This window comes from Moorella glycerini, assembly GCF_009735625.1.
Lineage (GTDB): Bacteria > Bacillota > DSM-521 > Neomoorellales > Neomoorellaceae > Neomoorella > Neomoorella glycerini.
Genome location: NZ_CP046244.1, coordinates 2,818,728 through 2,840,804 on the forward strand (window position 1 = coordinate 2,818,728; position 22,077 = coordinate 2,840,804).

At 53.7% G+C, this 22,077-nt stretch carries 21 protein-coding genes, 1 pseudogene and 1 riboswitch; of the genes and pseudogenes, 21 read left to right on the top strand and 1 reads right to left on the bottom strand.

Going from position 1 to position 22,077, the window contains the following annotated elements; all coding sequences use genetic code 11:
- Window positions 1-51 precede the first annotated feature (51 nt).
- From MGLY_RS14110 to MGLY_RS14120, 3 genes are all read left to right on the top strand, one after another.
- Entirely contained in the window at window positions 52-2,187 is a 2,136-nt protein-coding gene (locus MGLY_RS14110) for a HelD family protein (protein WP_156274840.1), read from the top strand.
- A 218-nt stretch (window positions 2,188-2,405) separates the two neighbouring features.
- On the top strand, window positions 2,406-2,588 hold the full coding sequence (locus tag MGLY_RS14115) for a hypothetical protein (protein ID WP_156274842.1): 183 nt from the start codon (window positions 2,406-2,408) through the stop codon (window positions 2,586-2,588).
- 3 nt (window positions 2,589-2,591) lie between these two features.
- Window positions 2,592-4,292 carry a recombinase family protein gene (locus MGLY_RS14120; RefSeq protein WP_156274844.1) on the top strand — a complete coding sequence of 567 codons (1,701 nt, stop codon included), beginning with the start codon at window positions 2,592-2,594 and terminating at the stop codon, window positions 4,290-4,292.
- Between the two features lie 49 nt (window positions 4,293-4,341).
- Here MGLY_RS14120 and MGLY_RS14125 read toward each other — a convergent pair.
- Window positions 4,342-4,770 (bottom strand): annotated as a pseudogene (locus tag MGLY_RS14125) (ClpP family protease); the annotation flags it as partial.
- A 188-nt stretch (window positions 4,771-4,958) separates the two neighbouring features.
- Between MGLY_RS14125 and MGLY_RS14130 the strand changes: the two are divergent.
- The 18 genes from MGLY_RS14130 to cbiT all read left to right on the top strand — a co-directional run bounded on the left by MGLY_RS14130 (window position 4,959) and on the right by cbiT (window position 22,067).
- Window positions 4,959-7,277: an FtsK/SpoIIIE family DNA translocase gene (locus MGLY_RS14130; RefSeq protein WP_156274846.1), complete on the top strand. Its 2,319-nt coding sequence runs from the start codon at window positions 4,959-4,961 to the stop codon at window positions 7,275-7,277.
- 59 nt (window positions 7,278-7,336) lie between these two features.
- On the top strand, window positions 7,337-8,092 hold the full coding sequence (locus MGLY_RS14135) for a helix-turn-helix domain-containing protein (protein ID WP_156274848.1): 756 nt from the start codon (window positions 7,337-7,339) through the stop codon (window positions 8,090-8,092).
- On the top strand, window positions 8,089-9,387 hold the full coding sequence (rimO, locus tag MGLY_RS14140) for a 30S ribosomal protein S12 methylthiotransferase RimO (RefSeq protein WP_156274850.1): 1,299 nt from the start codon (window positions 8,089-8,091) through the stop codon (window positions 9,385-9,387). Before MGLY_RS14135 ends, rimO begins: the two co-directional genes overlap by 4 nt.
- Complete coding sequence (pgsA, locus tag MGLY_RS14145) at window positions 9,384-9,902, top strand: CDP-diacylglycerol--glycerol-3-phosphate 3-phosphatidyltransferase (protein ID WP_054937685.1); 519 nt, start codon at window positions 9,384-9,386, stop codon at window positions 9,900-9,902. Before rimO ends, pgsA begins: the two co-directional genes overlap by 4 nt.
- Window positions 9,903-9,999: 97 nt before the next feature.
- Entirely contained in the window at window positions 10,000-10,545 is a 546-nt protein-coding gene (locus MGLY_RS14150; protein WP_156274852.1) for a hypothetical protein, read from the top strand.
- A gap of 40 nt (window positions 10,546-10,585) precedes the next feature.
- Window positions 10,586-12,031, top strand: a complete 1,446-nt coding sequence (locus tag MGLY_RS14155; protein ID WP_156276488.1) for an AAA family ATPase — start codon at window positions 10,586-10,588, stop codon at window positions 12,029-12,031.
- Window positions 12,032-12,101: 70 nt separating this feature from the next.
- Complete coding sequence (thpR, locus tag MGLY_RS14160) at window positions 12,102-12,668, top strand: RNA 2',3'-cyclic phosphodiesterase (protein WP_156276490.1); 567 nt, start codon at window positions 12,102-12,104, stop codon at window positions 12,666-12,668.
- Between the two features lie 58 nt (window positions 12,669-12,726).
- Window positions 12,727-13,764 carry a recombinase RecA gene (recA, locus tag MGLY_RS14165; RefSeq protein ID WP_170291103.1) on the top strand — a complete coding sequence of 346 codons (1,038 nt, stop codon included), beginning with the start codon at window positions 12,727-12,729 and terminating at the stop codon, window positions 13,762-13,764.
- On the top strand, window positions 13,742-14,257 hold the full coding sequence (locus MGLY_RS14170) for a regulatory protein RecX (protein WP_156274854.1): 516 nt from the start codon (window positions 13,742-13,744) through the stop codon (window positions 14,255-14,257). Before recA ends, MGLY_RS14170 begins: the two co-directional genes overlap by 23 nt.
- 288 nt (window positions 14,258-14,545) lie before the next feature.
- Window positions 14,546-16,042: a ribonuclease Y gene (rny, locus tag MGLY_RS14175; protein WP_422880095.1), complete on the top strand. Its 1,497-nt coding sequence runs from the start codon at window positions 14,546-14,548 to the stop codon at window positions 16,040-16,042.
- Between the two features lie 147 nt (window positions 16,043-16,189).
- On the top strand, window positions 16,190-16,717 hold the full coding sequence (locus MGLY_RS14180) for a hypothetical protein (RefSeq protein ID WP_236713111.1): 528 nt from the start codon (window positions 16,190-16,192) through the stop codon (window positions 16,715-16,717).
- A gap of 48 nt (window positions 16,718-16,765) precedes the next feature.
- The gene (locus MGLY_RS14185; protein WP_156274858.1) at window positions 16,766-17,551 is read left to right on the top strand and encodes a TIGR00282 family metallophosphoesterase; all 786 of its coding nucleotides are present in this window, start codon (window positions 16,766-16,768) and stop codon (window positions 17,549-17,551) included.
- 96 nt (window positions 17,552-17,647) lie between these two features.
- On the top strand, window positions 17,648-18,490 hold the full coding sequence (locus MGLY_RS14190; protein WP_156274860.1) for a PHP domain-containing protein: 843 nt from the start codon (window positions 17,648-17,650) through the stop codon (window positions 18,488-18,490).
- 48 nt (window positions 18,491-18,538) lie between these two features.
- Window positions 18,539-18,805, top strand: coding sequence for a translation initiation factor 2 (locus tag MGLY_RS14195; protein ID WP_156274862.1), 267 nt, complete (start codon window positions 18,539-18,541; stop codon window positions 18,803-18,805).
- Between the two features lie 29 nt (window positions 18,806-18,834).
- Window positions 18,835-19,008, top strand: a riboswitch (cobalamin riboswitch).
- 87 nt (window positions 19,009-19,095) lie between these two features.
- Window positions 19,096-19,713: a bifunctional adenosylcobinamide kinase/adenosylcobinamide-phosphate guanylyltransferase gene (cobU, locus tag MGLY_RS14200; RefSeq protein WP_156274864.1), complete on the top strand. Its 618-nt coding sequence runs from the start codon at window positions 19,096-19,098 to the stop codon at window positions 19,711-19,713.
- A gap of 30 nt (window positions 19,714-19,743) precedes the next feature.
- Window positions 19,744-20,841: a cobalt-precorrin-5B (C(1))-methyltransferase CbiD gene (gene cbiD / locus MGLY_RS14205; protein WP_156274866.1), complete on the top strand. Its 1,098-nt coding sequence runs from the start codon at window positions 19,744-19,746 to the stop codon at window positions 20,839-20,841.
- Window positions 20,831-21,481 (top strand): precorrin-6y C5,15-methyltransferase (decarboxylating) subunit CbiE, encoded by a 651-nt coding sequence (gene cbiE, locus MGLY_RS14210; RefSeq protein ID WP_156274868.1) that lies wholly within the window; start codon window positions 20,831-20,833, stop codon window positions 21,479-21,481. Before cbiD ends, cbiE begins: the two co-directional genes overlap by 11 nt.
- A complete protein-coding gene (cbiT, locus tag MGLY_RS14215; RefSeq protein WP_156274870.1) occupies window positions 21,468-22,067 on the top strand; it encodes a precorrin-6Y C5,15-methyltransferase (decarboxylating) subunit CbiT in 600 nt (199 codons plus the stop codon). The genes cbiE and cbiT overlap by 14 nt, the downstream gene beginning before the upstream one ends.
- Window positions 22,068-22,077 lie beyond the last annotated feature (10 nt).

The window sequence follows — 22,077 nt, forward strand, 5'->3', positions numbered from 1 at the left end:
CATGGTATTATATTCCTGGATTCATTCGGTATCAAGAAAGAGGGTGGGATAGTGAATTATATATATAAGGAAGAAGCGCAAAAACTTAGAGAAGTTTATAGAGACATTCTGAAGTCTATTAAAGAAAACGAATCCAGGGTAAAAGAAAAAGAAGAACGTATTCGCGAAGTAGCAGGATACGGCGGTGATATGCAGGAAGAATCCCAGGAACTACGGGTACAGAGTGATATAATTCGGCATGAAACCAAGAAGTTACAGCAAATTCTTCCCCAACCTTACTTCGGCCGGATAGATTTTCAGGAAAAAGGTGAAGAGGAAATGGAAACGGTTTATATTGGCAAGCAGGGTTACCAAAGCGATGGCGTAATGGTTATCGACTGGCGGGCACCTGCCGCTGCCATGTTTTACAGCCGTAATGGCCGCTATACCGTTAACCTAAAAGAAGGGCAAAAAATAATTGATTGCGATTTGCATTTAATCCGCCAGTTAAAGACTTACCACGACCATCTGGAAGAAGTATTTGAAGTTTTAAATGCCCAAAATCCAGGAGCTGCCGTAAGCGGAACCCATATAGATCAGTTTTTACAAAAACAACTTGACCGCCAGGGTCAGGAACGGCTAAAGGATGTAGTCGCCACTATTCAAGCCGAACAAAATGAACTGATACGTATTTCCCCAGAAAAAAATCTTATTATTCAGGGCGGGGCCGGTACGGGCAAGACAATAATAATGCTGCACCGCGCTGCTTATCTCATTTACGCCAGCAAATGCCGGGCCTCCGATATATTAGTAATTGCTCCTAATAAATTTCTTTTGGAACAGATAGCCGGGATCCTTCCCGACCTTAATGTGGAAGCTGTAGAACAGATGACCCTATATGATCTTTTTTTGAAGATAGTTGAAGATGAACAGAAAGTTAATCGTTTACATCTTAATCCTCATATTTTAAATCCCTTTATGGTTCCTCTAAAATCTAGAGCAACGGCACAAGAGATTATGCGATATAAGGGTTCTGAAAAAACCAAGGAATATTTGGATTATATTATTGATTCCCAAGTAAAGGTGGCCTTGGCTGGCGCAGGGGACTTTCTTTATGATCATAAAGTCCTGGTACCGCGGGATAAAGTTATTGGTTTTTACAACCGGGATGCCTTAAAAAGTATGCCTTATCAAGCCCGGCGAGAAAAGCTCCAGAATTGGCTGGCCGATATTTTTGAGAGTAAGAGCCTGAAAATTAAAGAAGGAACCAAACATCATGACATTGAAGATATAAAAAGAAAAGCACTAGAAAAAGCCCGAGATTATATTAATAATAACCTGCCGGATTCTAGCCGGCTTTTCTGGAATGGTGCCGTACCAGCGTATCTGGCTTTGAAATTCTTTATGGAAAAACAAGCTGGTTGGCAAGGGCCAGATTTAATAACCCTGGAAGATATTGCAGCCCTAATATATCTTTACTTACGGATAATGGGGGTACCAAAACATTATCGTTATATTCTCATTGACGAAGCCCAAAATCTTTGCCCCTTGTGGTTGGAAGTGTTAAAGATGCTACTTGCCCCCAACGGGTCAATAACTCTTTGCGGGGATATCAACCAGAAAGTTTCTTTTGGCGGTTTTGAGGAAAATTGGTCGGACGCTCTTAAGATTCTTGGCGAAGAAGCATTACTTGGTGTGCTTACAAATACTTACCGTACCACCAGGCCTATACTTGAACAGGCCAAGTGGGCCCTCGAAAAAAGCTTCCCTGATGCCTTAGACGCTATGCCATCTGTTCTGAGGGAAGGAAAAGCCGTTAAAATACGAGAAATTATCTTTAACAAGTTTTCTACCATCTGTGAGGTGATTTCCGAGATAAATGGTTATCAAACGATAGGTATTATTTGTCCCACTACTCAAGAGGCAGTGAAACTAAGCTCCTTATGGAGCACATATACGAAAAATGTTAAAGAGGAACAATTTAAGATAACCTTTCTTCCCGTGGAGTTAGCAGGGGGTACGGAGTTTGACGTTGTGATTATAACAGATTTAGACAGGTATAACCGCAGTAACCCTGAGGAGGCGCGTTTGCTCTACACAGCAATAACCCGTGCCGTACATGAATTATATCTTTTATATGCTAACGACTTTAGCGATTCCAAAATAGCCAGCAGGTCAAAAATAAATAGATTTAAATGCAGGCAATAGTTTGCAGCTAGAGGGTTCAAAATAGGCAAGGGCGGCGGCAAAAAACCTCTCCTTCCATAAAATACCGGGTTATACCCGGTTTTTTGTTGGTTATAGCTAGTCCAGGCCCACATTATGGTGCCTGACCCTTATCACGGGAACCAAGATGAACATGCCGTATAAACGGTAGGCCGAAGCGGAAAGATAAAATTTGCCAAAGAGAGGAAGGAGGTGCCATTGTGGGGGTTCCCAAAACGCAATATAATATTAAGGAAGAAAAAGACCACATCATTTATACCAGGAAATACAGCGGGATAACGGTTAACAATAAATTTCCCCGGGTAGCCTCAGATACGGAAAAGCGATTGGAAGCTTTGCGGTATCTTGCTGCCCAGATGATAATGGAAAAACTGGAGGAATAGGAGTTGCGCGCGGCGGCCCTTTACCGGGTAAGTACAAAACGGCAAGTAAAGAACGAAGAAGATAGCATACCCGTCCAGCAGCATTTATTAAGAAGCTACGCAAGCGAACGCGGATGGGAACTTGTGGCCGAATACCTGGAACCTGGAGTGTCGGCCTATAAACTATCTTCTATGGATAGGGATATCCTCCAGGACGCCCTTCGTGACGCTGAAACTGGGAAATATGATGTACTTCTTGTTTTTAAAGCCGACCGCCTCAGCCGCAATAGCTTCGAGTACCCTATGGTGTTATGGCGATTGCACCGGGCTGGAGTGGAAGTAATTGCCGTGGCCGATGCACCGGGAGGCCGCAAGCTTAACGTCGATGACCAGATGGAAAAACTCCTACGTTTTATTGAGGGGTGGCAGGCCGAAACCGAAAGCAAAAACACCTCCATTCGCGTTTCACAGGCAATGCTTGAGTTGGCCCGCCAGGGAAAGTGGACCGGTGGCCGGCCTCCTTATGGTTTTAGGCTATCCTCTTCCAAAAACGGTTTGCCCCTCGAAATAGAACCTCAAGAGGTAGAAGTTATTAAAGAGATGGTCAGGCTATACCTGGAGGAAGACATGGGGAGCAAGAAAATTGCCGAAGAGCTAAACAGCCGCGGTCTAAGGACCAGAGAAGGCAGGCCCTGGCGGGATTCCCGGGTAAGGGACGTGTTGCAGAACCCTATTATTGCAGGGCTGCCTGCGTATAACCGGACCAGGCAAGGAGACAGGCCAGGACGCCAGGTTAGAGTGAGAAACCGTTACGATATAAATAATCCGGAGATAATTATCCCCAGGGATGAAAACGGCAACCCCCGTCCAGTACCGGAGTATACCATTATCCCATTAGAAACCTGGCTCAAATTAACCCATAAAATGAAGTCGTTGGCCAGCAACACAGCCCCTGATACCAGGACGCTGGATAGCCCGGCTCTCCTGACAGGTTTCTTGAAGTGCGGCTATTGCGGGAGAGGATTTGTATCAAGCAAGAAAAACAACTCTAAAGTCATGGCCCCTAATGGCAAGATTTACAACTATAAAAGAGCCTCTTACCGTTGTGTAACGAAGGCCCGCATAAGCACAGAGTACTGCCAGGGTCAAGGAAGTTATTCGCAAAAGAAAATAGATACCATCTTTATGGCAGAACTCGAGAATTTCCTATCAAATCTTGACCTGGGCAACCTGGAAAATTATATTAACAGTAGGCAGTCTTTCAATATGGCCAGGGTACAGCACCAGATAAAGCAGTTGGAAAAAGAACTTGAAAAGGCTAGACGCCGGCACAAGAACTGGGTGGACCGTTTAAACCAGTTTTTTGCCGAGCCGGATAAAAGCATTTACAGCGAAGAGTTAATGGCCAGGGAAATCAAAAAGGCAGAAGATGATATGGCTCAACTGGAAAAGCAATTAGGAGAGCTAAAAAGCGAATACCAACAAAACCATATCGAAAGGGAAAAGCTGCAGCAGTTCGTCAAGCTGGCTCCCCACTGGTTCGAGATATTTAAAGAGGCGCCTACCGACATAAAGAAAAGGATGTTAGCCCAAATTATAGACCGGGTAATCCTCTGGCGCGACAGGATGGAGATACTATATAAAGTAGACCTTACGAGGTTGGCCCAGGCTACAGGGGAAACAGCAGATGGCACGGTCGAATTGCGGGTTGCGGTATCAATGTAGACCTTCTATATATAGAAGGTCTTTTTTCTTTTAGTAGCTACTTGGGCGGCATAGGTACGCCGATGCTGTGGCCGCCGCCCAGGACCAGGGAGACTACCGGTTTGGACATGCTGACCAGCATTTCGGCAATGGCCAGGCCGGCTTCAACATCGCCACCCACGGTATTTAAAACCACCAGGAGGCCTTTAATGCTGGGGTCCTGTTCTACGGCTACCAGCTGGGGAATAATGTGCTCATATTTGGTGGTTTTGTTCTGCGGCGGCAGGACCAGGTGGCCTTCGATCTGGCCTACGATTTGCAGGCAATGGATTTCACTTTTGTAATCAGCGACATTAGTTTGCCCCAGCTCTTTAATGTTTTCTACCTCCGGGCTGGCAGGGGGGCTGGCGGTGACTCGCGCCGGTTCCACTGGCGGCCGGGGTGGGGGTGTGGCCGGCTGGTTGGGTACAGGGTTGGGACTGATATCAGGGCTGGGCATAATTTAAACTCCCCCTTGGTAATTTAAACCTGGCTCGGTAAAGAATTGCGCAGGGTTAAGTCTTTCCGGTAATTTTCCTTATTTAGTATAGGGAATAAAGCCCGCAAACATGCATTGCCATCTTTTTATTACAGAAGCAAGGAATTTCAACCCCTGGTGTAGAATAGTAGCAACCGGGGTGATGGAAAATGGCTCCTGCCAGGACTCTAAATGAAAAGATAAAAAATGAAATTATCGGTGTGGCCCTGGTGGCCCTGGCCCTCCTTTGCCTGGCGGGGTTGTATGTCCTGGACCTGGGTTACATAAGTTCTGCTGCCAGTATTGGCGCTGTAGGTCAATTGCTGGTGGGTTTTTTAAAGGCCCTGACCGGTGAGGGTAAATATGTGTTTCCTTTATTCCTGGCTGCCTGGGGCGTCCGCCTCATTACCGGGGGTAAAATGAAGGATTCCCGGCCGCGTTTAATAGGAGGCATTTTACTTTTTCTTACTTTTTTAAGCGCCCTGCACCAGCCCCTCTTAAATGGCAGTACTTATAAAGAAGCTCTGGCCCGGGGGCTCGCCGGCCAGGGTGGCGGTTTGCTTGGTGCCCTGGGAGCTTTAATCTTGAAGTCCATCTTTGGCCGGGTCGGCACCTGGATTGTACTGGTGGCTCTAGGTTTAATTGCCTTTCTCCTGGCCACAGGTGTTTCTTTAACACGCTTTACCGGGCGTCTAGGCCAACTGCTCTATGTGACCTTCCAGGCCATTAAGGGCTGGCTCCTGGCCTTTCTCTTTACCGAGGTTGAAGAAGAGGAGCCGGAGGTGCAGGAAAAGAAAACCCTGAAGGCCGGGGGGAAGGCCTTACCGCGGGAACGGGAAGTAGTACCCGTGGTCATTAACCCGCCACCGGAACCATCGCCGCCAGTACTCCCACCGGCGGTAAATACGGAAGAGTCGGCCCAGGCCAGGGTCTACCCGGAAAATCCGGCCCCGCCGGTTAGCGAAGACGAGAAAAAGGCCCGGCGCCGGCCCAGGGTTAACCTCCAGGCAGAGGACTCTACCGGCACAGAGGGGGAAGGCACCTCCGAGCAGCCCGGTCCCTATGTCCTGCCGCCTTTGAGTCTCTTAACCCGCCCGGTAAGGGTAAAAAATCCCCGCCTGGAGAAGGATATTACCGACCGCATCAAGATCCTGGAAGACACCCTGGAGAGCTTTGGTGTCAAAGTTAAGGTGACTCAGGTCAGCTGTGGCCCGACGGTGACCCGCTATGAAGTCCAACCGGCACCGGGGGTGAAGGTGAGCAGGATTGTCAGCCTGGCCGACGATATTGCCCTGAGCCTGGCGGCTGCCCAGGTGCGGATTGAGGCCCCCATTCCGGGCAAGGCGGCGGTAGGCATTGAAGTGCCCAATAAGGAAATCGCTGTGGTTCATCTGCGGGAAGTACTGGAAGATCCTGCCTTTATGGAAGCCGGTAGCAAGCTGACGGTAGCCCTGGGTAAAGATATTGCCGGCAACCCGGTTATTGCCGACCTGGCGAAAATGCCCCACCTGCTGATTGCGGGGACTACCGGTTCAGGCAAGAGCGTTTGCCTGAACGCCCTGATTTGTAGCCTGTTGTTTAAAGCTACACCCCAGGAATTAAAGCTGTTGATGATTGACCCCAAAATGGTGGAGTTAACCCAGTATAATGGTATTCCCCACCTGCTGGCACCAGTGGTCAGCCAGCCGAAGAAGGCCGCTACGGCCCTGCAATGGATAGTCAACGAAATGGAGAAACGCTATGAGCTTTTTGCCGGCGCCGGGGTCAAGGATATTACTCGCTACAACCGTTTGATGCACAAGGAAAATGGCGGCCAGGGGGCCTTGCCCCTGGTAGTAGTCCTTATTGATGAGCTGGCCGACCTGATGATGGTGGCCCCGGCTGATGTGGAAGACGCCATTTGCCGCCTGGCCCAGATGGCCCGGGCGGCCGGTATTCACCTGGTTGTGGCCACCCAGCGGCCTTCGGTAGATGTCATTACCGGCCTGATCAAGGCCAACATCTCTTCCCGGATTGCCTTTGCCGTTTCCTCCCAGATTGATTCCCGGACTATCCTGGATATGGCCGGGGCCGAGAAGTTGCTGGGCCGCGGTGATATGCTCTTTTTACCCATTGGGGCCAGCAAGCCTATCCGCGTCCAGGGGGTTTATGTTTCGGACCGGGAAGTGGAAGACCTGGTGACTTATGTCAAACAGCAGGGTCGCCCGGAATATAACCCCAGTTTCCTGAAAGGGGAGGAAAGCAGCGAAGACAACAGCGGGGCGGAAGACGAGCTTTTTCCCGCAGCCGTGCGGGTGGTCCTGGAAACAGGGCAGGCTTCCATCTCCATGCTCCAGCGGCGCCTGCGGATAGGTTATACCAGGGCGGCAAGGTTAATGGATATGATGGAAGCCAGGGGGTTTGTGGGCGGCCATGAAGGCACCAAGGCCCGCGCCATCCTTACTAACTGGGAGGAATACCAGGAATTATTTGGCGCGAAAGAAGAATGATAGGGCAGGAATCTCTTGATATGGTGTCGAAGATGATTAAAACACCGGGAGGTGAGGCCATGGAAAAGGTAGGGGAAATGCTCCGCGCTGCCCGCCAGGCAAAGGGGATTTCTCTCCGCGAAGCGGAAGAAGCTACCAAAATTCGCCTGCGCTACCTGGAAGCCCTGGAAAAGGGTGAATATGACCAGATTCCCGGCCGGGTCTATGCCCTGGGTTTCGTGCGTAATTATGCCCGCTTTTTAGGGCTGGATGTCCAGGCGGTAGTGCAGCAGTTTAAACAGGAATACCCGTCCGACGAGGATAATTACCCGGCGGAAGAAAGTAGCCTGACGGCAACGGGATTGTCCCCCGGGAAAAGGATGCGCTGGTTACTGGTCCCGGCAGTGCTTCTTGTTCTCTGGGGTATCAACTGGTTATACAACCATTATCGTCCTTCCCTGGAGCAAAGGCCCTCGCCACCACCGGTAACAGAACCGGCACCGGTAACCCCTGAACCACAACAGCCGATCAGCCAGCCACCGCCGGTAGCGACAACACCCCAGGACCAGGGGGTGGAAGTTAAAGTCAGGGCTGCAGGGGATTGCTGGGTAGGTGTTATAATTGATGGTAAAAATGATTTTTCCGGGACTCTCAAGGCCGGGGAAAACAAGGTATTCCTGGGAAAAGAAAAAATTAGCGTTACCCTTGGCAGCGCCGGCGCAGTGGAAATAACCGTTAATGGCCAGGTCCAGCCACCCCTGGGCAGGGTGGGCGATGTAGTTACCTTTGAGGCTACTAAAGGTTCCAACCAGGCTAGAATAACGAGGAAACCATGATTAAAACTGCCGTTATAACCCTTGGTTGTGCCAAGAATCAAGTTGACAGCGAATATATGCTGGGTGTCCTGGCTAAAAACCATTTTGCCCTTGTCAGCGATCCCGGTGAAGCGGAAGTAGTTATCGTCAATACCTGCAGTTTTATTACGGCAGCCAAACAGGAGGCCCTGGAAACTATTTTAGGGCTGGCCCAGGGGGAGTCACGGCCCTATATTATTGTTGCCGGCTGCCTGGCCCAGCAGCACGCCCGGGAGCTATGGGAGGAATTACCTGAAGTCGCCGCTTTCATTGGTCCAGGAGCCATTGGCCGCTTGCCCCGGATTATTGAGCGGGTATTAAAGGGGGAACGGCTTTTGGATGTCCCGCACCCGGATAAAGAGGAAGGGGAATTGCCCCGCCTTACCGGGAAGGGAAAGCCCTATGCTTTTTTAAAGATTGCCGAGGGCTGTGATAATCGCTGCAGTTATTGTACCATCCCCGCCATCAAGGGGCCTTACCACAGCCGTCCCCTGGCAAAACTGGTTGCCGAGGCCAGGACCCTGGCCGCGGCCGGGGTGAAGGAATTAATCCTGGTGGCCCAGGACACTACCGCTTATGGCCTGGACTGTTACGGCGAGTACCGCCTGCCCCGGCTTTTGCGGGAACTGGCCAGGATCCCGGAAATAGAGTGGTTGCGCCTCCTCTATGCCTATCCAACCCGCATTACACCAGAGCTGGTGGAAGTGATGGCCACGGAAGCGAAAGTATTACCTTACCTGGATTTGCCCCTCCAGCATGCCAGTAAAACCATCTTGCGGCGCATGAACCGTCCTGGCAGCCTTACCGCTGGCATAAAGGCTATTGAACGCCTGCGCCGGGCCATGCCGGAAATAGCCCTGCGCTCCACCTTTATTGTCGGCTTTCCGGGAGAAGATGAGGAGGATTTCCAGATTCTCCTGGACTTTTTGGGCTCTATGCAGTTCGACTGGGTGGGGGCCTTTAAATATTCCCCGGAAGCCGGTACAGGCGCCGCCGATTTGCCGGATCAGGTGCCTGAAGAAGTAAAGGAAGAACGCTACCGGAAGTTAATGCTCTACCAGCAGCCCATTACCAGGGCCTGCAATGAACGCTGGGTGGGACGGCAGGTGCAGGTTTTAATAGAAGGGCCGGGGGTGGGGCGCAGTTTTCGCCAGGCTCCGGAGGTAGACGGCTTGATTTATATTAAAGGAAGTACCCTGCCGGCCGGAACTATGACGACAGTTAAACTTACCGGGGTCCATAGTAATTACGATTTAATGGGGGAGGTAGAGGAATGACGGCGGCCAACCGGCTAACCCTGGTGCGCCTGGGCCTGGTGCCCTTGTTTGCCATCCTGGTTCTTTTGCCCTGGGGACCCGGGCGTTACCTGGCGGCGGCACTATTTTTACTGGCGGCAGCTACCGATGGCCTGGACGGGTATCTCGCCCGTAGCCGGGACGAAGTTACCAGGCTGGGCCAGTTACTGGATCCCCTGGTCGATAAGCTCCTGATTACTACGGCCTTAATTTTACTGGTCCAGCTGCACCTGGTTCCCGCCTGGGTGGTAATATTAATTGTCGGTAGAGAATTTTTAATCAGCGGCCTGCGCCAGGTAGCAGCGGGGGAAGGGCTAATTCTGGCCGCCAGTTCCTGGGGCAAGGTCAAAACCCTGACCCAGGTTATAGCCATTGTTGCCTTGCTTGTCGAGGTTCCCCAGGCCGTTCTCCTTCTTTATGTGGCCCTGGTCCTGACCATGGTTTCGGCGTTGCATTATCTTTTGAGCAACCGGGATTTACTTTATCGCCCTGGCTAAAGGTAGATGTGGCAATCCTGCCAGGTAATTCATAAGGCCTGACCGGTTGAAATTTGTTATAATTGAAGGTGTTATCCCTGGGAGAGGAGTGTTTTCGTTGCACTTCAAAGGGTGGCGCCTTCAATTTGTTTTTCTGGCAGCCCTTTTGACCCTGGGTTTATTAACCGGGGGCCAGTGGGCCTACCGGCACTACAGCCAGGAAAAACCCCTGGCTGATACCCTAAAGTCCGATCCTGCGGTCCAGGAGGCAACAGTAATCCGGACGGCTGACGGCCTGGAAGTAAGGGTCATTCTCGGCCCCGGAGCTGATTTACCGCAGGCCTACCGGCAGGTACAGGAAACGGTGCACAAGCTTTATGGCCGGCAACAGGTAAAGCTGGTCATCCAGGACCGCCGTTCCCCGGCCCTGGAGAGTTTGTGGCGGGAAAGCCAGTTTGCCGTCTATGAAGCGGCAGTACGGGGCAACTTTACCCAGATGGCGGCTACCGTGGACCGGCTGGCGCGCCAGGCAGGAATCGACCATTATGCCATTAATGTGGACGATAACTATATTTATCTCCAATTCAGCCAGGGACAGGCCTACCTTTACCAGGTAGTCCCCCGGCAAAATTATGTAACCCGGGGGGAGGGGCAAAGTGTTTAAGGAAGTAAAAGAAATAATTGCTGGTACAGGCTTAGGGTTAATGATTTTTTTAGTCATCAAAGGGGTAGATATTACTCCCTTTCTGCTTTTGGCTGGCATGGGTTTCCTGGCCTACTGGGTGATTGAAAAAAAAGGATTGCTCCCTTCAACCCTGGGGGGGAAGGGATATACGCCGCCGGTCAAGGTATCTTTTGCCGATATCGGCGGCCAGGCTACGGCTATCCGCGAATTAAAGGAAGCCCTGGAGTTTTTGCTCCGCAGTGCTGAAGCTGAGGCCATGGGCATTCGCCCCCTGAAAGGCCTCCTTTTGAGTGGCCCGCCGGGAACGGGAAAGACGTTGCTGGCCAAGGCAGCCGCCACCTATACAGATGCTGTTTTTCTCGAGGCCAGCGGCAGCGAATTTATCGAGATGTATGCTGGCGTTGGCGCCCAGCGGGTACGGGCAATTTTTAACCGGGCCCGGGAACTGGCCCGGCGCCAGCAGAAAAAACGGGCCATTATCTTTATCGACGAGCTGGAAGTCCTGGGTGGCAAGCGCGGCAACCATACCTCCCATTTAGAATATGACCAGACCTTAAACCAGCTCCTGGTAGAGATGGATGGTTTAAAAGGCAGTCACGATGTCCAGGTTCTAGTTATCGGCGCTACCAATCGTCCTGACTTGCTGGACCCGGCCCTTTTACGCCCGGGGCGTTTTGACCGGCAGGTTAAGGTTGACCTGCCTGACAAGGAGGGGCGCCTGGCCATCTTAAAACTGCATACGGCCAATAAGCCCCTGGCACCGGAGGTTGACCTGGAAGCCATTGCCCGCGAAACCTTCGGGTTTTCCGGGGCGCATCTGGAAAGCGTAGCCAATGAGGCCGCCATCCTGGCCCTGCGGGAAAAGTCCCCCCTTATCACCCAGAAACATTTAATGGAAGCCGTCGATAAGGTAATGCTGGGGGAAAAGCTGGGTCGCAAGCCGGCGACGGACGAGTTGTACCGGCTGGCCATCCATGAAGCTGGCCACGCCATTGCCGGCGAGCTTTTAAGGCCCCGGTCCATTTCCCATGTGACCATTACTTCCCGGGGCCAGGCTTTGGGCTATACCCGGCAAAAGCCGGAACACGACATTTACCTCTATACCAGGGAATACCTTGAGACCCAAATGGATATCTGCCTGGCCGGGGCCGTGGCTGAGGCCTTAATCCTTGGCTGTCGCAGTACCGGGTCCCTCAATGACTTTAAAGAAGCCATTCGCCTGGCCCGGGTGATTATTACCTCCGGGCTGTCGGACCTTGGGGTAGTGGCCGAAGAAAATTTGACCAAGGAACAGATGCACAATGCTTCTTCAACTATCATCAGCCGGGAAGAGGCCAAGGTGGCTTCTCTCCTGCGGCCTTACCAGGAGGCTTTAAAGGCTTTAGCCGGACAACTGGTAGAAAAGGAAACGGTAACCGGACGGGAATTGCGGGCCCTGTTACAGGAACAGGCCATGGCCTCTTGAAAATTTTGTCACGTGGCAGCAGGATTATCAGGATTGGGAAGCGAATAGATCCTGAAAACAGGTGATCGGCATGCGGCTGTTTGTGGCCATAAATTTTTCCCCGGCTCTGCAAAGTGCCCTGGCCGGGTTACTGGGTGAATTACGCCAGTTACCGGTAACGGTTAAATGGGTGCCCCCGGAGAATATCCATTTAACCCTCAAGTTTTTAGGTGAAGTGGCCCCGGCCAGAGTTGAGGAAATAGGAGCAGCCTTGCGGCGTGCCGCTATGGGGGTTAACCCCTGGCACCTGGAGGTAAAAGGCACCGGGGTTTTTCCCAACTGGCGCTACCCCCGGGTTGTCTGGGTGGGAGTGGACTCCGAAGAGACATTATATACCCTGCAACGACAGGTAACCAGGGAATACCTGGAACTGGGTTTTCCGGCCGATTCCTTTACCCCCCATTTAACCCTGGGCCGCCTGCGTCCTGGGACAGCCACCGGGCCATTACAGGACAGGCTCCAGAGTTTGGCCGGCGTGTCCTGGGGGAGGGAAAGGGTGACGGCGGTAAGTCTTATGGAGAGCCGGCTAACCCCACAGGGGGCTATTTACCGCCCGGTTTTGACGGTTACTTTGCCAGCAGGCGGCAGGAACTCTTAATAACGGTTGACTGGCGTTGCCAGTAAAGTGCAAAAGCAGGAGGAGGCGAACTTACATAGTGGTTTTATCAGACAAGCAGCGGGCCCTGGAAAATGCCCTGCTCCAGATCGAGAGGCATTTTGGCAAGGGTTCCATAATGAAGCTGGGTGAATCCGGTGCCCGGCTCAATGTGGAAGCTATTTCCACCGGCGCCCTGCCCCTGGACCTGGCCCTGGGGGTAGGCGGGTTGCCCCGGGGCCGGGTGGTGGAGATCTTTGGCCCGGAATCTTCGGGCAAGACGACGGTCGCCCTCCATGTTGTTGCCGAGGCCCAGCGGAGCGGTGGCACGGCAGCCTTTATCGACGCCGAGCACGCCCTCGACCCGGTATATGCCAGGAACCTTGGCGTCGACATTGATAATCTTTTAGTATCCCAGCCCGATACCGGTGAGCAGGCCCTGGAAATCGCTGAAGCCCTGGTGCGCAGCGGCGCCATCGATGTCATCGTCATCGATTCCGTAGCTGCCCTGGTGCCCAAAGCCGAACTGGACGGTGAAATGGGCGACGCCCATGTAGGCCTGCAGGCCCGGCTCATGTCCCAGGCTTTACGCAAACTGGCCGGCGTTATTGCCAAGTCGCGGACAGTAGCCATTTTTATTAACCAGTTACGGGAAAAGGTAGGGGTCCTCTTTGGCAGTCCCGAGACAACACCGGGGGGACGAGCGCTAAAATTTTACGCTTCGGTGCGCCTGGATGTGCGCAAAATCGAGCAGGTCAAGCAGGGGACCGAGATTATTGGTAGCCGCACCCGGGTAAAGGTTGTTAAAAATAAAGTAGCGCCGCCCTTCCGCCAGGCCGAGTTTGATATTATTTACGGCCGGGGTATTGACCGCGAGGGCTGCCTCCTTGACATGGGCACGGAATTGGATATAGTAAAGAAGAGTGGGGCCTGGTATTCCCTGGGGGAAGATCGCCTTGGCCAGGGCCGGGAGGCAGCCAAAGAATTTTTACGTGACCACCCCGAACTGGCGGCCAGCCTTGAAGCCCAGATTCGTGCTAAAGCTGGTTTAGTCAAGACGGCAGCGGCTATAGAAGATGAAGGTGCGCAAAACGAATAATCCTTCAGCGGCGGCAGCCTGGGAGTATGCCCTGAAAATATTAACCCGGCGCCAGCAGAGTGAACAGGAAATGTGCTGGAAATTGCAGGCAAAGGGTTTTCCCGGGGAGGTAGTGACGGCAACCTTAAACCGGTTAAAGGATGCCGGTTTGCTAGATGATGCCAATTTTGCCAGGAACTGGGCCACCTACCGGCTGGCTACCCACCCGGTAGGCCCGAGGCGCCTCCAGCGCGAGTTGCAAGAGCATGGCGTGGCCCCTTCCCTGGCGGAAGGTATAGTAGGCGACCTGTTTCCTCCAGAAGCAGAGCTGGCGGCGGCCCGGGAACTGGCGGGGAAATATTACCGGCGCCAGGGAGAAAGTGCCGATCATTATTACCAGCGCTTGGCCCGTTTCCTCTGGCAGCGAGGTTTTAATGGCCATGTAATTCGCCAGGTACTGGGAGAGCCGGCTGAAGAAGATAATTATATTGACAGTAATGATTTAAACCTATAAAATTATTGTGGGAGAAACTAGGTGTAGGATCACCACCATTACCCTTAATTTATAGATTTCACTACCGGGTTTAGCCTGGATGGAATATAACTCTTCTGACCTGAAAATAGATAGCAGGGCTGTATTTTTGGGTCCCCAACAGGCGTATGTAAGTCCTGGTTTTGAACCAAAGAAGGGGATATGTGGTTGGTGTGCCTAACTTCAAGCCGAGTTTCGACTCGGCTTTATTTTATGAAGGGGAGGTGAAGAACAATCCTGTATATCCTTTATGCCCTGATAGCTTTCCTGGTGGGTGCAGCTGGCGGTTATGCCATCCGCAAGTACCTGGCCGAGGCCAAAATTGTTTCGGCCGAGAAGGCTGCAGCCACCATTATCGAAGAAGCAAAAAAAGAAGCCGAGGCTAAAAAGAGGGAAGCGGTCCTGGAAGCCAAGGAAGAAGCCCACCGCATCCGTAATGAAATAGAGCGGGAAAGCCGGGAACGGCGCAATGAACTCCAGCGTTTCGAGCGGCGCCTGATGCAGAAGGAAGAGGCCCTGGACCGCAAGACCGAAGCCCTCGAACGCAAAGAGGCTAGCCTTCACCGGCAGGAAGAAGCTGCCCAGAAACTGAGGGAAGAATTGGAAGAGCTGCGCCGCCGGCAGGTCAGCGAACTGGAACGCATTTCCGGTTTGACGATCGAAGAGGCCAGGGCCATCCTGCTGCAGAGTGTTGAGGAAGAAGTAAGGCATGAAGCAGCCATGATGATTAAACAAATTGAAACGGAAGCCAAAGAAGAAGCAGATAAAAAGGCCCGGGAAATTATTACCCATGCTATCCAGCACTGTGTTGCTGATTATGTAGCCGAGGCCACGGTATCGGTGGTGAATCTACCCAGCGATGAGATGAAGGGGCGCATTATCGGCCGCGAGGGCCGTAACATTCGCGCCCTGGAAACCCTGACGGGTGTCGATCTCATCATTGATGACACACCGGAAGCCGTTATTCTCTCCAGCTTCGACCCTATTCGCCGGGAGGTGGCCCGGATTGCCCTGGAAAAATTAATTATCGATGGGCGCATCCACCCGGCCCGGATTGAAGAAATGGTAGAAAAGTCCCGGCGGGAACTGGAGCAAAAGATCCGGGAAGAAGGGGAGCGAGCTACCTTCGAAGCCGGCATTCATGGCCTGCATCCAGAGCTGGTGCGCCTGCTGGGTAAACTTAAATACCGCACCAGCTACGGCCAGAATGTCCTTAAACACTCCCTGGAAGTAGCTTTCCTGGCGGGGGCCATGGCTGCCGAACTGGGGGCCGATGTCCAGCTGGCCAAGCGGGCCGGGTTGCTCCATGACATTGGTAAAGCCGTTGATTTTGAAGTTGAGGGACCCCATGTCACCCTGGGGGTTGAACTGGCTAAAAAATACCGGGAATCCCCGGAGGTAATTCATGCCATTGAAGCCCACCATGGCGATGTGGAACCGCGCAGCATTGAAGCCGGCCTGGTCCAGGCCGCCGATGCCATTTCGGCAGCCCGGCCGGGAGCCCGGCGGGAAACCCTGGAGGCCTATATTAAACGCCTCGAGAAACTGGAAGAGATTGCCGATTCCTTTGCCGGCGTAGAAAAATCCTATGCCATCCAGGCCGGCCGGGAGATCCGGATTTTAGTTAAGCCCGACAAGATCGATGACGCCATGGCCGTCCACCTGGCCAGAGAGATCGTCAAAAAGATTGAAAAGGAGATGGAATACCCGGGCCAGATTAAAGTGGTGGTCATCCGCGAAACCCGCGCTGTTGATTATGCCAAATAATTTTATGGCAGGGAGGGTAAAAGTTTTTCCATCCCTGCCATTAAATTTTCATCATTAAAGGCGGACAAGGCAAGCAGGAATTTGCTTTTGGGTGCAGAAGTAGTGTCTTATTTGGTGGTAACATCTTATACATAAAGTACGGGGCAGGTGTTTACCTTGAGCCTGAAGTACAAACATGGCGGCGAAGTATCTGACAGTATTGGTCTTCTTATTTCCATCCTGGTACGTTATCCAGAAGTAGGTACCATTAACTATGAACCCAAAGACCAGGTTTTACGCTTTACCTTTATGATGGCCCAACCTCTGGCCGGGGAGGCCATCCAGCAGTTCGAAAAGAAATTCCGCAAGTCCCTGGAAGTATATAACTACCTGGAAGACCGGGAACCGAAGGTTATCAATCTGAAATATACACCCTATGACCAGTTAATGGCCCTGGAGGTACAACGGGATGTAATTACCCTCTCCCGGGATGAAATTGACCTCATTATCGCTCTGGTCCGGGAGGAATTTGGCGCCAGCCTGGTAGCGGAGAACAATGATAATATCATGGAAGAAGAGCTTATGATCCAGGAAGAGTTAATTGACCGTATGCTGGAAAGTGTCCGGGGTACCGTCCCGGAGCGCCAGCTAATTGCCTTCCGGGAAGAAGGCCGGGTCATGGTGTTTAATAAATAGACGCGGGGCAATAATAATATTTAAGGCAAATTGAGGGGAGCTTTATTTTTGCGGGTTTTAATGATCGGCGATGTGGTAGGGCGGCCGGGCCGTAAAGCCGTCCGGGAACTCCTGCCACCTTTGCTCCAGGAACACCGGCCGGATCTGGTGGTGGCAAACGGCGAAAATGCTGCCGGCGGCAATGGTATTACCCCAGATATTGCTGGTGAACTTTTTGCCGGTGGCATTGATATCTTAACCATGGGCAACCATGTCTGGGATAAGCGTGAAGCTATGACCCTCCTGGAGGAGGATGAGCGCATTGTCCGGCCGGCCAATTATCCTGCCGGTACCCCCGGCCGGGGCTATACCCTGGTAAAGGCTAAGGAAAACCTGCAGGTAGGAATTATTAATTTATCGGGGCGGGTGTTTCTAGCACCCCTGGAGTGTCCTTTTCGCCTGGGACGCCGCCTGGCTGAAGAAATCGGTGCGCTAACCCGCATCATTTTAGTAGACTTCCATGCTGAAGCAACTTCGGAAAAGGTTGCCCTGGGCTGGTACCTGGACGGCCTGGTAAGTGCCGTCATCGGGACCCATACCCATATCCAGACGGCTGATGCCCGGGTCCTGCCCCAGGGGACGGCCTATATTACCGATGTAGGCATGACCGGCCCCAGGGATTCTGTCCTGGGGGTGAAGACAGAGCTTATCGTTAAAAAATTTCTTACCCAGTTGCCGGTGCGTTTTGAAGTAGCTGGTGGAATTATTCAGTTGGAAGCTGTCCTGATAGATATTGATCCCGGTACCGGCCGGGCAACCGCTATCCAGCGGTTGCAACACTATGGGCCGGCATAAGTTAACCATCAAACAACGCTAAAAAAGCCTGCTTACCGGTAAGGAGGGCAGGCTTTTGTGTTACAATAACTAGCAAAAGATTGGAGCCGGGTAAAGATGGCAGCTGATTTACATACCCATACTACGGCCTCCGACGGCCGGCTGTCACCCACTGAACTAATCAGCCTGGCGAAGACAAAAGGGTTAACGGCCCTGGGTGTTACCGACCATGATACGGTAGCCGGCCTGGCAGAGGCACTGGCTGCCGGAAACAGTTATGGCGTTAAGGTAATTGCCGGGGTCGAACTGAGCACCGAATGGGAAGAAGGGGAGATCCATATCCTGGGTTATTATATCGACTGGCAAAAGGAAAGTTTGCTGGCTTTCCTGGAAACAATGCGCCAGGCGCGTTACCGGCGTACGGCCAGGATGGTAGGCCGGCTTAAAGAGCTGGGTTATGATATTAGCATGGGTGAGGTAGAGCAGGAAGTGCGGGGCGAGGCCATGGGCCGTCCCCATATTGCGGCCGTTCTAGTTCGCAAGGGTTATGTACCATCGGTGGAGTTTGCCTTCCGAACTTTGCTGGAGCGGGGCCGGCCTGCTTATGTCCCGCGGGCCAAAGTCTCACCTGCCCGGGCTGTGGAGGTAATATTAAAGGCTAGAGGGGTTCCGGTTTTGGCCCACCCGGGCATAAGCCGGGCCGATGGTCTTATTCCTGCCCTGGTGGGCAGCGGCTTGCAGGGTATTGAAGCTTACTATCCCCACCACGATGCCGCTGCCACCGGGCGTTACCTGGAACTGGCATCACGGTATAACCTGGTAGTAACCGGCGGGTCGGATTTCCACGGCATAGTTGATAGCAGCCATGCCGACCTGGGAGCCTGCCAGGTGGGCACAATCGAACTGGAGCAATTACAGAGGCGGGCCGAAAAGATTAAAGCTCAAGCGACTAAGGTTTGACTTCCGGGCATATATTTTAGCAAACTAATAATGAGGGGGGTGGGGCCGTTGGCTGGCAATGATGCAGGTGCCCTTTACCGGCGCATTCAAGAGCTGGAAAGCAAGGTGGAACAATTAAGGGTCAGCCGGCGTGTCCTGATGCGCCTGGTGGAAAAAAGCGAAGCCGAAAAGTGGGAACTGGTAAATCGCCTGCGCCAGGAAAAGGAACAGATCCAGCTCCGCAACCGGCGCTACGCCCGGGCCATCTGGGAAAAGAATAAAGAGCTGGTTTTGCTCACCAATAAGCTCCAGGGTCTATCGTTGCCCAGGGCTTGACTGATAGGAGGGGACGATTTATACTATAATTAACTTAATAGGGAACAGGTGCCTGACAGGTTAAAAGGGAATCAGGTGTAAATCCTGAGCGGTCGCGCCACTGTAACCGGGGAGCCTGCTTCAAGGCCACTGGTATTATACCGGGAAGGCGAAGCCAGGCAAGGAGCCGGAGCCAGGAAACCTGCCTGTTCATTTCACCCTCGCGTTAAGGGGCCGCAAGTTAGGTTATGTAACTCCAGCTACTTCGTGGGGGGCTGGAGTTTTTATTTTAGGATTTAGGAGGCCATACCTTGGGATACGGCTCGTTAATCATGGTAACCGGGGGTGCCAGGAGTGGCAAAAGCCGCCTGGCCGAAGAGCTGGCTGCTGCCGGGGGCGCAAAGGTAGTCTACCTGGCCACGGCTACCGTGGGCGATGCAGAAATGGCTGCCCGGGTGGACATGCACCGGCGCCGGAGGCCGGCCGGCTGGCAGACGGTAGAAGTTCCCCTGGCCGTAACGGAAGCCGTAGCCAGGGAAGGCCAGCGTGCCGGTACCATCATCCTTGATAGTCTGGGCATGTGGATTAGCAACCTTTTGAGCCAGGAAACAATTGAAGCAGAAGATAGCTGGGAAAAAAATATAGCGGCTATAGAAGCCATCATGGTTAAAGTCAGGGAACTGGCGGTCGTAGCCTGGCAGGTACCGGCGCGGGTAATTATTGTTACTGAAGAAGTGGGAATGGGACTCATTCCTCCCTATCCCCTGGGCCGGGTTTTCCGGGACCTCCTGGGCCTGGCCAACCAGGAGATAGCCAGCCGGGCCGACCGGGTCTACCTGGTGGTGGCGGGGCTGCCCCTGGTTTTAAAGGATAATAAAAGGGACGCTGCTGCCGGGGAGGAATTTCCCCGGAAATCCACAGGAAACTAAAGAGATAAACGCTGCCTGGAGGAAAAATCGTTGCAGAAGGAATTACGGCGGGGCTATACCACAGGTACCTGCGCGGCAGCAGCAGCCAGGGCGGCGGCCCTGGCTTTATGGCAGAAGCAGCTGGTGCGGGAGGTTACCCTTACCCTGCCCCGGGGAGAAAAGGTCACTCTACCGGTTACTGTCCATCATGGCCCGGACTGGGCCGAAGCCGTGGTGTTTAAAGACGCCGGTGATGACCCTGACGTTACCCACGGGGCTGCCATCCATGTCCGCGCCCGGAAAACTGGCGGGGGATTGACTTTACGCGGCGGGGCCGGCGTCGGGACAGTAACCCGCCCCGGCCTGGCCATACCTCCAGGGGAACCGGCCATTAACCCTGTTCCCAGGCAAATGATTACCGCGGCAGTAGCCGATGTAACCCCGCCCGGCCAGGGCCTGGAACTGGAGATCAGCATCCCCGGTGGCGAAGAACTGGCCCGGCGGACCCTCAACCCCCGCCTGGGGATTGAGGGCGGTCTTTCTATCCTGGGCACTACCGGCATTGTCGAACCCATGTCCGAAGAGGCCTACCGTACCTCCCTGGTACCCCAGATTGATGTCGCCCTGGCTGCCGGCTGGGAAACCCTCATCCTGACCCCCGGCCGCCTGGGGCAACGCCAGGCCGAGGAACGCTATCATCTACCGGCTACGGCCATTGTTTTAACCAGCAACTTTATTGGCTACATGCTGGAGGCCTGCGCCGAGCGCGGGGTGAAGCAGGTGCTCCTGTGGGGGCATGGCGGCAAGCTCATCAAGGTGGCAGGAGGTATCTTTTATACCCACAGTCGCCTGGCCGATGCCCGCCAGGAAATTCTGGCCGCCTGGGCCGCGGCGCGGGGGGCATCCCGGGAAGTAGTCCAGCAGCTTTTAGAGGTAACTACAGTTGAGGCTGCCCAGGAAATTATCCGCAACCATGGCCTGGGGAGGGAGTTCTGGGACTCCCTGGCGGCCCGGGCCAGCCAGCGGTCGGAGGCCCTTGTCCGTGGAGAACTCACAGTGGGCACGGTTATGCTAAACCTGCAGGGAGAAATTATAGGCTGGGATGGGATGGCCCGGCAAATACTGGAGGCGTGGGGTCATGGGAGCTGAAGGCCGGTGGCTGACCGTCATCGGGGTTGGACCCGGCAACCAGGAATACCTGACGCCGGCGGCCCGCCGGGCTGCGGCTGCGGCCGAAGTACTTATCGGTGGCCCCCGGGCTTTGAGCCTTTTTCAAGATTTGGAGTGCGAGAAAAGGGTGATCACTGGCGACCTGGAAGGATTACGTTCCTTTCTGTTACAAATACGCGGCCGCCCGGCGGCTATACTGGTATCAGGGGACCCCGGCTTTTACAGCCTCCTCTCGTGGCTCAAGCGCCAGTTTCCCGGAGAAAAAATTAACGTTATCCCCGGTATCAGTTCCGTCCAGCTGGCCTTTGCTCGCCTGATGCAGGGCTGGGAAGATGCCACTTTCCTGAGCTGCCATGGACGCTCCCTGGAGATCCTGGAACCATACCTGCCCCGGCTGGCTGCCGGGAAAGCGAGGCTGGCCATGTTGACCGGCGGGGCTAACACACCGGCAGCTATAGGTAAATACCTGGCCGACCACGGCCTCGCCAGGATAAAGTTGTGGGTGGGTACCGACCTGGGTAGCGATCAGGAGCAAACAATCTGGCTGACGGCAGCCGAACTGGCCCGGCAGCCCTTAACCAGGCCCGGGGTGGTGATAGCCGGTTATGAACCGGATTAACTGGCCCTACAGCACGCCGGGGATACCTGACCATTACTTTAGCCGCAGCCAGGTCCCCCTGACGAAAGAGGAAGTCCGCATCCTTACCCTGGCCAAAGCCCGTTTGGGTCCGGGTATGATCGTTTATGATGTTGGCTCTGGAACCGGGACCCTGGCCGTTGAAGCGGCCAGGCTGGTGGCTCCGGGACAGGTCCTGGCCGTGGAGGTAAACCCGGAGGCCTGTACCCTGATCAGGGAGAATGTAAAGCGTTTTGGCCTGGATAATGTCCAGGTGGTGGCCGGCAGGGCCCCGGCAGCCCTGGAGGGGTTGCCGCCGCCGGACCGGGTTTTCATCGGGGGTAGCGGTGGGCACTTAGACGAGATTTTAAGGGCCTGCCATGAAGCTTTGCGGCCGGGAGGCATTATCGTCCTCAATGCCATCACCGTCGAAACCTTGAGTACGGCCCTGGCCTTCGGCTATCATCAGGGTTACCAGGTAGAGGCCCTGGCAACCAACCTGGCCCGCCTGGAACCGGCCGGCCGTTACCACATCTGGCGCGCCCTTAATCCGGTATATATAGTGCAGCTGGTGAAAGATTGTCCTTAGGGACAGTAGT

Excerpts from the sequence above, each read along its gene's own strand:
- MGLY_RS14130 (WP_156274846.1), top strand. The coding sequence starts at position 4,959 with ATGGCTCCTGCCAGGACTCTAAATGAAAAGATAAAAAATGAAATTATC.
- MGLY_RS14135 (WP_156274848.1), top strand. The coding sequence starts at position 7,337 with ATGGAAAAGGTAGGGGAAATGCTCCGCGCTGCCCGCCAGGCAAAGGGG.
- rimO (WP_156274850.1), top strand. The coding sequence starts at position 8,089 with ATGATTAAAACTGCCGTTATAACCCTTGGTTGTGCCAAGAATCAAGTT.
- pgsA (WP_054937685.1), top strand. The coding sequence starts at position 9,384 with ATGACGGCGGCCAACCGGCTAACCCTGGTGCGCCTGGGCCTGGTGCCC.
- MGLY_RS14155 (WP_156276488.1), top strand. The coding sequence starts at position 10,586 with ATGATTTTTTTAGTCATCAAAGGGGTAGATATTACTCCCTTTCTGCTT.
- thpR (WP_156276490.1), top strand. The coding sequence starts at position 12,102 with ATGCGGCTGTTTGTGGCCATAAATTTTTCCCCGGCTCTGCAAAGTGCC.
- MGLY_RS14170 (WP_156274854.1), top strand. The coding sequence starts at position 13,742 with ATGAAGGTGCGCAAAACGAATAATCCTTCAGCGGCGGCAGCCTGGGAG.
- MGLY_RS14190 (WP_156274860.1), top strand. The coding sequence starts at position 17,648 with ATGGCAGCTGATTTACATACCCATACTACGGCCTCCGACGGCCGGCTG.
- cbiE (WP_156274868.1), top strand. The coding sequence starts at position 20,831 with ATGGGAGCTGAAGGCCGGTGGCTGACCGTCATCGGGGTTGGACCCGGC.
- cbiT (WP_156274870.1), top strand. The coding sequence starts at position 21,468 with ATGAACCGGATTAACTGGCCCTACAGCACGCCGGGGATACCTGACCAT.